Origin of the sequence: Tepidicella baoligensis (assembly GCF_013432195.1) — a bacterium.
GTDB classification, from domain to species: domain Bacteria; phylum Pseudomonadota; class Gammaproteobacteria; order Burkholderiales; family Burkholderiaceae_C; genus Tepidicella; species Tepidicella baoligensis.
In genome coordinates, this window is sequence record NZ_JACCDB010000014.1 from 1 (window position 1) to 13,027 (window position 13,027).

The 13,027-nt window shown below is 62.7% G+C and carries 9 protein-coding genes and 1 tRNA gene; all 10 read left to right on the forward strand.

Features of this window, described 5'->3' with window-relative positions; translation table 11 throughout:
• Window positions 1-32: 32 nt before the first annotated feature.
• The 10 genes from HZS63_RS12075 to HZS63_RS12120 all read left to right on the forward strand — a co-directional run bounded on the left by HZS63_RS12075 (window position 33) and on the right by HZS63_RS12120 (window position 13,013).
• A tRNA-Trp gene (locus HZS63_RS12075) sits at window positions 33-108 on the forward strand.
• A gap of 98 nt (window positions 109-206) precedes the next feature.
• Window positions 207-587, forward strand: a complete 381-nt coding sequence (gene secE, locus HZS63_RS12080) for a preprotein translocase subunit SecE (protein ID WP_180684279.1) — start codon at window positions 207-209, stop codon at window positions 585-587.
• Between the two features lie 3 nt (window positions 588-590).
• Window positions 591-1,166, forward strand: coding sequence for a transcription termination/antitermination protein NusG (gene nusG, locus HZS63_RS12085; RefSeq protein ID WP_180684280.1), 576 nt, complete (start codon window positions 591-593; stop codon window positions 1,164-1,166).
• A 202-nt stretch (window positions 1,167-1,368) separates the two neighbouring features.
• Window positions 1,369-1,800, forward strand: coding sequence for a 50S ribosomal protein L11 (rplK, locus tag HZS63_RS12090; RefSeq protein WP_180684281.1), 432 nt, complete (start codon window positions 1,369-1,371; stop codon window positions 1,798-1,800).
• A gap of 1 nt (window position 1,801) precedes the next feature.
• Window positions 1,802-2,497 (forward strand): 50S ribosomal protein L1, encoded by a 696-nt coding sequence (gene rplA, locus HZS63_RS12095; protein ID WP_180684282.1) that lies wholly within the window; start codon window positions 1,802-1,804, stop codon window positions 2,495-2,497.
• Between the two features lie 238 nt (window positions 2,498-2,735).
• Window positions 2,736-3,236: a 50S ribosomal protein L10 gene (gene rplJ / locus HZS63_RS12100; protein ID WP_180684283.1), complete on the forward strand. Its 501-nt coding sequence runs from the start codon at window positions 2,736-2,738 to the stop codon at window positions 3,234-3,236.
• Window positions 3,237-3,275: 39 nt separating this feature from the next.
• A complete protein-coding gene (gene rplL, locus HZS63_RS12105) occupies window positions 3,276-3,653 on the forward strand; it encodes a 50S ribosomal protein L7/L12 (RefSeq protein WP_180684284.1) in 378 nt (125 codons plus the stop codon).
• 262 nt (window positions 3,654-3,915) lie between these two features.
• Window positions 3,916-8,031, forward strand: coding sequence for a DNA-directed RNA polymerase subunit beta (gene rpoB, locus HZS63_RS12110; RefSeq protein WP_180684285.1), 4,116 nt, complete (start codon window positions 3,916-3,918; stop codon window positions 8,029-8,031).
• A gap of 26 nt (window positions 8,032-8,057) precedes the next feature.
• Window positions 8,058-12,263, forward strand: coding sequence for a DNA-directed RNA polymerase subunit beta' (rpoC, locus tag HZS63_RS12115; protein ID WP_180684286.1), 4,206 nt, complete (start codon window positions 8,058-8,060; stop codon window positions 12,261-12,263).
• Window positions 12,264-12,419: 156 nt separating this feature from the next.
• A complete protein-coding gene (locus HZS63_RS12120) occupies window positions 12,420-13,013 on the forward strand; it encodes a LemA family protein (RefSeq protein WP_180684287.1) in 594 nt (197 codons plus the stop codon).
• The last annotated feature ends 14 nt before the right edge of the window (window positions 13,014-13,027 follow it).

A 13,027-nucleotide genomic window follows, 5' to 3' on the forward strand; every position in this document is an offset into this window, starting at 1 on the left:
TCGTGGCCAAGATTCTCGACTGATCGTTTCGTAGGGGTATAGCTCAATTGGCAGAGCGTCGGTCTCCAAAACCGAAGGTTGGGGGTTCGATTCCCTCTGCCCCTGCCACCTGACCCGTTTGTCGGAGTGGTTTCGAAGCCCGCCGAAGTCGCAAGACCTCAGGTGGGCTTGCGTTTCTCGAGAGAACGCTTTTTAGGATAGGACTCATGGCCTCCACTGATGTTGAAACCGTAGGCTCGGGCGCCGACAAGGCCAAGCTGGCGGTGGCGGTCCTGCTGACGCTGGCAGGATTCGTGGCTTTTTATATGCTGTCCGCCCAGGGATCCCTGGTGCAGTGGTTGGCCTTGCTCGTGGGGCTGCTTGCGGGTGCGGGCGTGTTTCTCGTGTCCGAGCCTGGGCGGCGCTTCATCGGTTTTGGTCGGGATTCCTGGCGTGAAGTGCAAAAGGTGGTTTGGCCCACGCGCCGCGAGGCCATCCAGATGACCGCCTATGTCTTTGCTTTCGTGTTCGTCATGGCCTTGTTTCTGTGGCTGACCGACAAGCTGCTCGGCTGGGTTTTGTATGACCTGATTCTGGGTTGGAGATAAACCATGACGGATCCCACGGCAACTCCCATGAGTGCGGCGCCTGCGGAAGGCATGCGCTGGTACGTCGTCCATGTCTATTCCGGCATGGAGAAGGCCGCTGAGCGCAACATCGTCGAGCGCGTTCAACGGGCTGGCATGCAGAACAAGTTTGGGCGCATCCTCGTGCCGACCGAAGAGGTGGTCGAGGTGAAAAATGGCGTCAAGCGGACCACGGAGCGCAAGTTCTTCCCTGGCTATGTGCTGGTCGAAATGGTCATGGACGATGACACCTGGCACTTGGTGAAAAACACGAGCAAGGTCACGGGCTTCGTGGGGGGCGCGCGCAACCGGCCCACGCCCATCTCCGAAGAGGAGGTGCAGAAGATCATCGGCCAGATGCAGGAAGGATCGGACAAGCCGCGCCACAAGGTCGAGTTTGTCATCGGCGAATACGTTCGCGTCAAAGAAGGGCCGTTCACCGATTTCAATGGCACCGTCGAAGAGGTCAACTACGAGAAAAACAAGTTGCGCGTCTCTGTCACGATCTTCGGTCGGGCGACGCCGGTGGAGCTGGAGTTCAACCAGGTCGAAAAAACCTGAGATGGACGCCCTGCGCCTGCAGGTTTGTTTCGTTGAAAGAGTGCTATAATTCCAGGTTCTGCTGAGACGAAGTGTCGTTTTGGTGTTTTTTGCTGGCGCTGTCGGCCCGACGCCAGCCGGCATGAGCCGAACAGGGTCTTGGTCGCGAGGAGGTGGTGGGCCATACGGGCGCGCTGCCGTTTGAACTCGCAGGAGCGACAACATGGCGAAGAAAATCGTCGGCTTCATCAAGCTGCAGGTCCCGGCTGGTAAGGCCAATCCTTCTCCCCCGATCGGTCCGGCGCTGGGTCAGCGCGGTCTGAACATCATGGAGTTCTGCAAGGCGTTCAATGCGCAGACCCAGGGCGTCGAACCTGGCCTGCCGTTGCCGGTGGTGATCACTGCCTTCGCGGACAAGAGCTTCACCTTCATCATCAAAACCCCGCCGGCCACTACGCTGATCAAAAAGGCGATCAAGCTGGACAAGGGTTCCTCCGTGCCGAACAAGAACAAGGTCGGCAAGATCACCCGGGCTCAGCTCGAGGAAATCGCCAAAACCAAAATGAAGGACATGACCGCTGCCGATCTCGAAGCGGCTGTCAAGACCATCGCTGGTTCGGCCCGCTCCATGGGCGTGATTGTGGAGGGCGTGTGACATGGCCAAGCTGACCAAAAAGCAAAAAGCTCTTCAGGGCAAGGTGGACTCCACCAAGCTCTATCCTCTGGCCGATGCCCTGTCGCTGGTCAAGGAATGTGCCACTGCCAAGTTCGATGAATCGATCGACGTGGCGGTGCAACTAGGTGTGGACGCCAAGAAGTCCGACCAGGTGGTGCGTGGCGCCGTGGTGTTGCCCAATGGCACCGGCAAGACCAAGCGCGTGGCCGTGTTTGCCCAGGGCGCCAAGGCGGAAGAGGCCAAGGCGGCTGGCGCTGATGTGGTGGGTTTCGACGATCTGGCGGCCGACATCAAGGCCGGCAAGATCGACTTCGATGTGGTCATCGCTTCGCCCGATGCCATGCGTGTCGTCGGTACCCTGGGTCAGATCCTGGGTCCGCGCGGGCTGATGCCGAACCCCAAGGTTGGCACCGTGACGCCCGATGTGGCCACTGCCGTGAAGAATGCCAAAGCGGGTCAGGTGCAGTTCCGTGTGGACAAGGCGGGGATCGTCCACGGCACGATCGGTCGCCGCTCGTTTGACAACGACAAGTTGCAGGGCAACTTGGTGGCGCTCATCGAAGCGCTGAACAAGGCCAAGCCTGCATCGTCCAAGGGCCAGTACCTGCGCAAGGTGGCGCTGTCGTCCACCATGGGCGTGGGGGTGCGCGTGGACGTGCAGTCCATTGCGGCCTGATCAAGGAAAATCCCGCTCCGCTGCGTCGGGGTGGGGTGGTTTGGTGGGTCCGCCCGGTTCCGGGTGGAGCCATCCAGGACCGCTGGTGCGGTTCGGTGCAAGCCGGCCCGCTTAATGACGCAGGCGCCAGCGCAGATGGCGATCCCGCCGCAGATGGAACATGATCCAAAAACGGTTGGTCGCTGCAACGAGGTGCATGGGAAGGCCGGGCCTGACCATGTTTTTTAAGGAGTAGACCTTGAGTCTGAATCGCAGTGAGAAGCAAGCCGTCATCGATGAGGTGTCGGCGCTCGCCGCTAAAGCTCAAACGCTCGTGATGGCGGAATACCGTGGCATCACGGTCGCCGACCTGACCAAGTTGCGTGTGGACGCGCGCAGCAAGGGCGTGAGCCTGAGTGTTCTGAAGAACACCCTGGCCCGCCGTGCTGTCGCGGGCACAGGCTTCGAGGCAGGCGTTGACCAGATGACCGGCCCGCTGATCTATGGCTTCTCGGAAGACGCCGTGGCCGCCGCCAAGGTGGTGGCCGATTTCGCGAAAACCAACGACAAGCTGGTGATTCGCGGCGGCGTGTATGCCGGTAAGGCCCTGGACGCGAACGGCGTGAAGCAGTTGGCCAGCATTCCTTCCAAAGAAGTGTTGCTGGCCCAGTTGCTGGGCTTGATGCAATCCCCCATCTCTCGCACCGCCCGCGTGCTGGCCGCTCTGGCCGAGAAAAAGGGCGAGGCGCAGGCTGCCTGACAGGCGCCTGTGGGTCCCAACAGTTTTTAGGAAATCAATATGGCATTCGACAAAGACGCATTTTTGACCGCTCTGGACAGCATGACGGTCATGGAACTCAACGACCTGGTGAAAGCCATCGAAGAGAAGTTTGGTGTGAGCGCTGCCGCCATGGCCGCTCCGGCTGCCGCTGGCGGTGGTGCCGCTGCGCCGGCCGCTGAAGAGAAGACCGATTTCGACCTGGTCCTCCAAGAAGCCGGCGCCAACAAGGTGGCCGTCATCAAGGCGGTGCGCGAGATCACCGGTCTGGGCCTGAAGGAAGCCAAGGATCTGGTCGATGGCGCGCCCAAGACCGTCAAGGAGGCGATGCCCAAGGCCGACGCCGAGGCCGCCAAGAAGAAGCTGGAAGAAGCCGGCGCCAAGGCCGAGCTCAAGTAATTCGGTGGCACTCCGAGGCTGGAAAGTCCGTCAAGGGCCTTCCAGCCTTTTGGCGCTTCAGAGCACACCGTCAAGGCTTTGGTTGTTCCGCTGCCTTGACCGTGTCTTCTGACCCCGACTGCAGAAGACGGCTTGGTTCGGGCCTGCGTGCAATGCGCGGGCCGTCCGCCACTGACTGGTAGAGGCCAGTCGCCAAGATCCGGAGGCGTGCGCTGCATGCCTCCGTCCCTCAGTCGCCGCAGACCTCAAGCCCGGAGATCTCATGGCTCATTACTCGTACACCGAACGCAAGCGCATCCGCAAGAGCTTTGGCAGCCGCGAAAACGTGCTGGAAATTCCCTACCTCCTGCAGATGCAGAAGGACGCCTATACCGCGTTTCTTCAGGCCGATGTACCCCCGCGTCAACGCCGTCACGAAGGCCTGCAGGCCGCTTTCGAATCGGCTTTCCCCATCGTCTCGCACAACGGATTCGTCGAGATGAAATTCGTGGAGTACAACCTGGCCAAACCGGCGTTCGACGTGCGCGAATGCCAGACCCGAGGCCTGACCTACGCCTCGGCCGTGCGCGCGCGCGTGCAGCTCATCATCTACGATCGAGAGTCTTCGACGCCGCAGTCCAAGGTGGTCAAAGAGGTGAAGGAGCAGGAAGTCTACATGGGCGAAGTCCCGCTCATGACGGACAAGGGTTCGTTCATCATCAACGGTACCGAGCGTGTGATCGTGTCGCAGCTGCACCGCTCGCCCGGGGTGTTCTTCGAGCACGACAAGGGCAAGACGCACAGCTCGGGCAAGCTGCTGTTTTCGGCCCGGATCATTCCCTATCGCGGCTCTTGGCTGGACTTCGAATTCGACCCCAAGGATCTGCTGTACTTCCGTGTGGACCGTCGCCGCAAGATGCCGGTCACCATCCTGCTCAAAGCCATCGGCCTGAACCCCGAGCAGATCCTGGCCAACTTCTTTGTGAACGACCACTTCCGCCTGATGGACAGCGGCGCCCAAATGGCCTTCGTGCCCGAGCGTCTGCGCGGCGAGGTGGCCCGTTTCGACATCACCGACAAGTCGGGCAAGGTGGTGGTGGCCAAGGACAAGCGCATCACCGCGCGGCACACCCGCGAGCTGGAGCAGTCCGGCACCACCCACATCACCGTGCCCGAGGATTTCCTGTTGGGTCGCGTGGTGGCCAAGAACATCGTCGATCCGGACACCGGCGAGATCATCGCCAAAGCCAACGACGAGTTGACCGAGACCTTGTTGAAGAAGCTGCGCAGCGCCGGGGTGCAGGATCTGCCCTGTATCTACACCAATGAGCTGGACCAGGGGGCCTACATCAGTCAGACCCTGCGTACCGACGAAACCAGCGACGAGTTCGCCGCCCGAGTCGCCATCTACCGGATGATGCGCCCCGGCGAGCCGCCGACCGAAGATGCGGTGCAGGCGCTGTTCCACCGCCTGTTCTACAACCCGGACACCTACGACCTCTCGCGCGTGGGCCGCATGAAGTTCAACGCCCGCGTGGGCCGCGATTCGGCCGAAGGCCCGATGGTGCTGTCCAACGAGGACATCCTGGACGTGGTGAAGATCCTGGTCGATCTGCGCAACGGCAAGGGCGAGGTCGATGACATCGACCACCTGGGCAACCGCCGGGTGCGTTGCGTGGGCGAACTGGCCGAAAACCAGTACCGCACGGGCCTGGCGCGTATCGAGAAAGCCGTGAAAGAGCGTTTGGGCCAGGCCGAGCAAGAGCCGTTGATGCCGCACGACCTGATCAACTCCAAGCCGATTTCCGCGGCGCTCAAGGAATTCTTCGGGGCGAGCCAGCTCAGCCAGTTCATGGACCAGACCAACCCGCTGGCCGAGATCACGCACAAGCGCCGCGTCTCGGCCCTGGGGCCGGGCGGTTTGACCCGCGAGCGCGCCGGCTTCGAGGTGCGCGACGTGCACGTCACCCACTACGGCCGCGTCTGCCCGATCGAAACGCCGGAAGGTCCGAACATCGGTCTGATCAACTCGCTGGCGCTGTATGCGCGCCTGAACGAGTATGGCTTCATCGAAACGCCCTACCGCCGGGTGGTGGACGGCAAAGTGACGAACCAGATCGACTACCTCTCGGCCATCGAGGAAGGCAAATATGTGATTGCCCAGGCCAATGCCGCGCTGGACGCCGAAGGCCGTCTGACCGGCGAGCTGGTGTCGGCGCGGGAAAAGGGCGAATCGGTGCTGGTGTCTCCCGACACGGTGCAGTACATGGACGTGTCGCCGGCGCAGATCGTCTCGGTGGCGGCCTCGCTGGTGCCCTTCCTGGAGCACGACGACGCCAACCGCGCGCTCATGGGCGCCAACATGTCGCGCCAGGCGGTACCGGTGCTGCGGCCCGAAAAGCCGCTGGTCGGCACCGGCATCGAGCGCGTGGCCGCGATCGACTCGGGCACCGTGGTCACCGCCAAGCGCGGCGGTGTGGTGGACTATGTCGATGCCACCCGCATCGTGATCCGCGTCAACGACGACGAGGCAGTCGCCGGTGAAGTGGGCGTGGACATCTACAACCTGATCAAGTACCAGCGTTCCAACCAGAACACCAACATCCACCAGCGCCCCATCGTCAAAAAGGGCGAGCTGATCCACAAGGGTGCCGTGATCGCCGACGGTGCGTCCACCGACCTGGGCGAAATCTCGATCGGGCAGAACATGCTGATCGCCTTCATGCCCTGGAACGGCTACAACTTCGAGGACTCGATCCTGATCTCCGAGAAGGTCGTCTCCGAGGACCGCTACACCTCGATCCACATCGAGGAGCTGGTGGTGATGGCCCGCGACACCAAGCTGGGTGCCGAGGAAATCACCCGGGACATCCCCAATCTGGCCGAACAGCAACTCAACCGTCTGGACGAATCCGGCATCATTTACGTGGGCGCCGAAGTGCAACCTGGCGACGTGCTGGTGGGCAAGGTCACGCCCAAGGGCGAAACCACGCTGACCCCGGAAGAGAAGCTGCTGCGTGCCATCTTCGGCGAGAAAGCGTCCGACGTGAAAGATACCTCGCTGCGGGTGGAGCAGGGCTCGCAAGGCACCGTGATCGACGTGCAGGTCTTCACCCGCGAAGGCATTCAGCGCGACAAACGGGCCCAGCAGATCATCGACGACGAGCTCAAGCGTTTCCGTCTGGATTTGAATGACCAGTTGCGCATCGTGGAAGCCGACGCCTTCGACCGGATCGAGAAGTTGCTGATCGGCAAGGTTGCCAACGGTGGGCCGAAGAAGCTGGCCAAGGGCACGACCATCGACAAGGCCTATCTGGCCGAGGTGGACAAGTACCACTGGTTCGATATCCGCCCGGCGGACGAGAACGTCGCCGCTCAGCTGGAGTCGATCAAGAACTCCATGGAGCAGACGCGCCATGCCTTCGACCTGGCGTTCGAGGAAAAGCGCAAGAAGCTCACGCAGGGCGACGAACTGCCAGCGGGCGTGCTGAAGATGGTCAAGGTGTACCTGGCCGTCAAGCGCCGTCTGCAGCCCGGCGACAAGATGGCCGGCCGCCACGGGAACAAGGGTGTGGTCTCCAAGATCACCCCGGTCGAGGACATGCCCTATCTGGCCGACGGTACGCCGGTGGACATCGTGCTGAACCCGCTGGGTGTGCCTTCGCGCATGAACATCGGTCAGGTGCTGGAGGTGCATCTGGGCTGGGCCGCCAAAGGCTTGGGTGAGCGCATCGGGGAGATGCTGCGCCGCGAGGCCGCTGCCTCTGAAATTCGCGGCTTCCTGGACCAGATCTACAACCGTACGGGGCGCAAGGAAAACCTGGACGACCTCAACGACGAGGAATTGCTGGCGATGGCGCAGGAGCTCAGCAAGGGCGTGCCGTTTGCGTCGCCCGTCTTCGACGGTGCCTCGGAGGCCGAGATCCTGGACATGCTCAAGCTGGCCTATCCGGACGAGATTGCCAAAGCCAAGGGCCTGACCGAGACCCGCACGCAGGCGCAGCTCTACGACGGCCGCACCGGTGACGCGTTCGAGCGCGTGACCACGGTGGGTTACATGCACTACCTGAAGCTGCACCATCTGGTGGACGACAAGATGCATGCCCGCTCCACCGGCCCGTACTCCTTGGTCACGCAGCAGCCGCTGGGCGGCAAGGCGCAGTTCGGTGGCCAGCGCTTCGGCGAGATGGAAGTGTGGGCACTGGAGGCCTATGGGGCTTCCTACGTCCTGCAGGAGATGCTCACCGTCAAGTCCGACGACGTGCAGGGCCGCACCAAGGTGTACGAAAGCATCGTCAAGGGCGAGCACGCCATCGACGCCGGGATGCCGGAGTCGTTCAACGTGCTGGTCAAGGAAATCCGCTCGCTCGGCATCGACATCGAACTCGAACGCTCCTGATTCACCGAAGAAAAGGAAAGCCATCCATGAAATCCTTGCTCGACCTGTTCAAGCAGTTCACGCCCGACGAGCACTTCGATGCGATCCGCATCGGTCTGGCCTCGCCGGAAAAAATCCGCTCCTGGTCTTTCGGTGAAGTCAAGAAGCCCGAGACCATCAACTACCGCACCTTCAAGCCCGAGCGCGACGGCCTGTTCTGCGCCAAGATCTTCGGCCCCATCAAGGACTACGAGTGCCTGTGCGGCAAGTACAAGCGCCTCAAGCACCGCGGCGTGATCTGTGAGAAGTGCGGCGTCGAAGTGACCCAGACCAAGGTGCGTCGCGAGCGCATGGGCCACATCGACCTGGCCGCGCCTTGCGCCCACATCTGGTTCCTCAAGAGCCTGCCGTCGCGCCTGGGCCTGGTGCTCGACATGACGCTGCGCGACATCGAGCGCGTGCTGTACTTCGAAGCCTATGTGGTGGTGGACCCTGGCATGACCCCGCTGAAGAAGTTCAGCATCATGTCGGAAGACGACTACGACGCCAAGGTCAAGGAATACGGTGACGAGTTCGTCGCCAAGATGGGGGCCGAGGGCATCAAGGAGCTGCTGCAGAGCATCGACCTCGACACCGAGATCGAGAAGCTGCGCAACGACCTGACGGGCTCCGAGCTCAAAGTCAAGAAGAACGCCAAGCGTCTGAAGGTGCTCGAAGCGTTCAAGAAGTCCGGCATCAAGCCCGAGTGGATGATTCTGGAAGTGCTGCCCGTGCTGCCGCCGGACCTGCGTCCGCTGGTGCCGCTGGACGGCGGCCGCTTTGCGACCTCCGACCTGAACGACCTGTACCGCCGCGTCATCAACCGCAACAGCCGCCTCAAGCGCCTGCTCGAACTCAAGGCGCCCGAGATCATCGCGCGCAACGAAAAGCGTATGCTGCAGGAGGCCGTGGACAGCCTGCTGGACAACGGCCGTCGCGGCAAGGCCATGACCGGCGCCAACAAGCGCGCGCTCAAGTCGCTGGCCGACATGATCAAGGGCAAGAGCGGCCGCTTCCGCCAGAACCTGCTGGGCAAGCGGGTGGACTATTCGGGCCGCTCGGTCATCACCGTGGGCCCGACCCTCAAGCTGCACCAGTGCGGTCTGCCCAAGCTGATGGCGCTGGAACTGTTCAAGCCCTTCATCTTCGCCCGCCTGGAACAGATGGGCATTGCCACCACCATCAAGGCCGCCAAGAAGGAGGTCGAGGCCGGTACGCCCGTGGTGTGGGACATTCTGGAAGACGTCATCAAAGAGCATCCGGTGTTGCTCAACCGCGCGCCGACGCTGCACCGTCTGGGCATCCAGGCCTTCGAGCCCATCCTGATCGAAGGCAAGGCCATCCAGCTGCATCCGCTGGTGTGTTCCGCCTTCAACGCCGACTTCGACGGCGACCAGATGGCGGTGCACGTGCCCCTGTCGGTGGAAGCGCAGATGGAAGCCCGCGTGCTGATGCTGTCGTCCAACAACGTGTTGTTCCCGGCCAACGGTGAGCCGTCGATCGTGCCATCGCAGGACGTGGTGCTGGGCCTGTACTACACCACCCGCGAGCGCATCAATGGCAAGGGCGAAGGCATGGTCTTCGCCGATGTGGCCGAAGTGCAGCGGGCACTGGACGCTGGCGTGGTCGAACTCACGGCCAAGATCAGTGTGCGCCTGACCGAGTGGATCAAGGACAGGGATACGGGCGAATTCACCCCGGTGACCAAGATGGTGGACACCACCGTCGGCCGTGCCCTGCTCAGCGAGATCCTGCCCAAGGGCCTGCCTTTCGAACTGATCAACAAGGCGTTGAAGAAGAAGGAAATCAGCAAGCTGATCAACGCCAGCTTCCGCAAGTGCGGCCTCAAGGAGACGGTGGTCTTTGCCGACAAGTTGCTGCAGAACGGCTTCCGCCTGGCGACCCGTGCCGGTATCTCGATCGCGGTGGACGACATGCTGGTGCCGGCGGAAAAGCACGCCATCATCGAGCGCGCCGAGGCCGAGGTGAAGGAAATCGCCCACCAGTACGCCTCCGGTCTGGTGACCGCGGGCGAGCGCTACAACAAGGTGGTGGACATCTGGGGCAAGGCCGGCGACGAGATCTCCAAGGTCATGATGGAGCACCTGAAAAAGGAAAAGACCATCGACCGCCACGGCAACGAGGTCGAGCAGGAGTCTTTCAACTCCATCTACATGATGGCGGACTCGGGGGCTCGCGGTTCTGCGGCTCAGATTCGTCAGCTCGCCGGTATGCGTGGCCTGATGGCCAAGCCCGACGGCTCCATCATCGAGACGCCGATCACGGCCAACTTCCGTGAAGGCCTCAACGTGTTGCAGTACTTCATCTCGACGCACGGTGCCCGCAAGGGTCTGGCCGATACGGCGTTGAAGACCGCCAACTCGGGTTACCTGACCCGCCGCCTGGTGGATGTGACCCAGGACCTGGTGGTCACCGAGGAGGATTGCGGAACCTCGAACGGGACGCTGATGCGCGCCATCGTCGAGGGCGGCGAGGTGATCGAGTCGCTGCGCGAACGCATCTTGGGGCGCACCACGGCAGAAGATGTGCTGAACCCCGAAAACCAGCAGGTCATCATCGCTGCAGGGCAGATGATCGACGAGGACGCCTGCGATCTGATCGAGCAGGTGGGCGTGGACGAGGTGCGCGTGCGCACCGCGCTGACCTGCGAAACCCGTTATGGGCTCTGTGCCAAGTGCTATGGCCGCGATCTGGGCCGTGGTGGGCTGGTGAACGTGGGCGAAGCCGTCGGCGTGATCGCCGCCCAGTCCATCGGTGAGCCGGGTACACAGCTGACCATGCGGACGTTCCACATCGGCGGTGCGGCCTCGCGTGCGGCGGTCGCTTCCAGCGTGGAGGCCAAGTCCAATGGTATCGTGGGCTTCAATGCCACGATGCGTTACGTGTCCAACACCAAGGGCGAGCTGGTGGTGATCGCGCGTTCCGGTGAAATCATCATTTCCGATGAACATGGTCGTGAGCGCGAGCGCCACAAGGTGCCGTATGGCGCCATTCTGGCAATCAAGCCCGACCAGACCATCAAGGCCGGCACCATTCTGGCCAACTGGGACCCGCTGACCCGCCCCATCATCACCGAATTCGCCGGTACGGTGAAGTTCGAGAACGTGGAAGAGGGGCTGACGGTGGCCAAGCAGGTGGACGATGTGACCGGCCTGAGCACGCTGGTCGTGATCGACCCGAAGCGCCGTGGTTCCACCAAGGTGGTGCGCCCGCAGGTGAAGCTGATCGATGCCATGGGCAACGAGGTCAAGATCCCGGGCACCGATCACTCGGTGACCATCGGCTTCCAGGTGGGGGCGCTGATCCAGGTGCGCGACGGCCAGGAAGTGGGGCCCGGCGAGGTGCTGGCGCGCATCCCGGTCGAAGGCCAAAAGACCCGCGACATCACCGGCGGTCTGCCGCGCGTGGCCGAGCTGTTCGAGGCCCGTTCGCCCAAGGACAAGGGCATCCTGGCCGAGATCACCGGCACGGTGTCCTTCGGTAAGGAAACCAAGGGCAAGGTGCGCCTGCAGATCACCGACCCGGACGGCAAGGTCTGGGAGGAACTCGTGCCCAAGGAAAAGAACATCCTGGTGCACGAAGGGCAGGTGGTGAACAAGGGCGAGCTGATCGTCGATGGCCCGGCCGATCCGCAGGACATCCTGCGCCTGCTGGGTATCGAGGAGCTGTCGCGCTACATCGTCGACGAGGTGCAGGACGTCTACCGTCTGCAGGGTGTGAAGATCAACGACAAGCACATCGAGGTGATCGTGCGCCAGATGCTGCGCCGCGTCGTGGTCGAGAACCCGGGGGATTCCAGCTACATCGCTGGCGAGCAGGTCGAGCGCTCCGAAATCCTGAACACCAACGACGCGCTGCGGGCCGAGGGCAAGACGCCCGCGACCTACAGCAACATCTTGCTGGGGATCACCAAGGCGTCGCTGTCCACGGATTCCTTCATCTCCGCCGCGTCGTTCCAGGAAACCACCCGCGTGCTCACCGAAGCCGCGATCATGGGCAAGAAGGACGAGCTGCGAGGTCTGAAGGAAAACGTGATCGTCGGCCGGCTGATTCCGGCCGGCACCGGCATGGCCTTCCACGAGGCGCGCCGCGCCAAGGAGCGCATGGACGAGGAAGAGCGCCGGGCCATCGCGGAGGCCGATGCCGCCGCGCTGGCGGCCGATCGTGCCGAGGCCAGCGGCACGGCCGAGTAAGCCCTCGCGCCTTCTTGGCCTGACGCCGCCAGCCTTCGCACAACCCGACCCGCCTCCGTGCTGGTCGGGTTGTTTTTTGGGTGGGACGTTCGTGTGCGCAACCGATGGGCTGCGGTACAGTATGTCGTTGCGGTCCAGTGGCCGTGAGGAGGAAGCATGTCGATCTTCTGGTGGGTGGTGCTGGCGCTGCTGGCCCTGGGGTTTTTCTGGGCCATCGGGGTGTACAACCGGCTGATCCGGTTGAAGAACCAGGTGGCCAATGCCTTTGGCCAGATCGACGTGCAGCTCAAGCGGCGCTACGACCTCATTCCCAACCTCGTCGAGGTGGCGCGCAAGTACATGCAGCACGAATCCGAGACGTTGGAAGCGGTGATTGCCGCACGCAACCAGGCGCAGACGGCCGAACGCGGGGCGGCAGCCAATCCCCTGAGCGCCGGGGCCCTGGGCGCGCTGGCCGGAGCCGAGCAGATGCTGGGCGGAGCGCTGGGCCGTTTGTTCGCTGTGGTCGAAAACTACCCTGAACTCAAGGCGGACCAGACCCTGCGCGAGCTCAAGGAGGAGCTCATCCATACCGAGAACCGGGTTGGTTTCGCCCGCCAAGCCTACAACGACGAAGTCCTCGAATACAACGACGTGGCCTTGCATTTCCCGACGATCATCGTCGCTCGCCTGCTGGGCTTCACCCCGCTGGACATGCTGGCCTCTACCGCCAGCGAGGCCGAACGCCAGGCGCCGCGCGTCCGGTTCTGAAACCGCAACAGCCC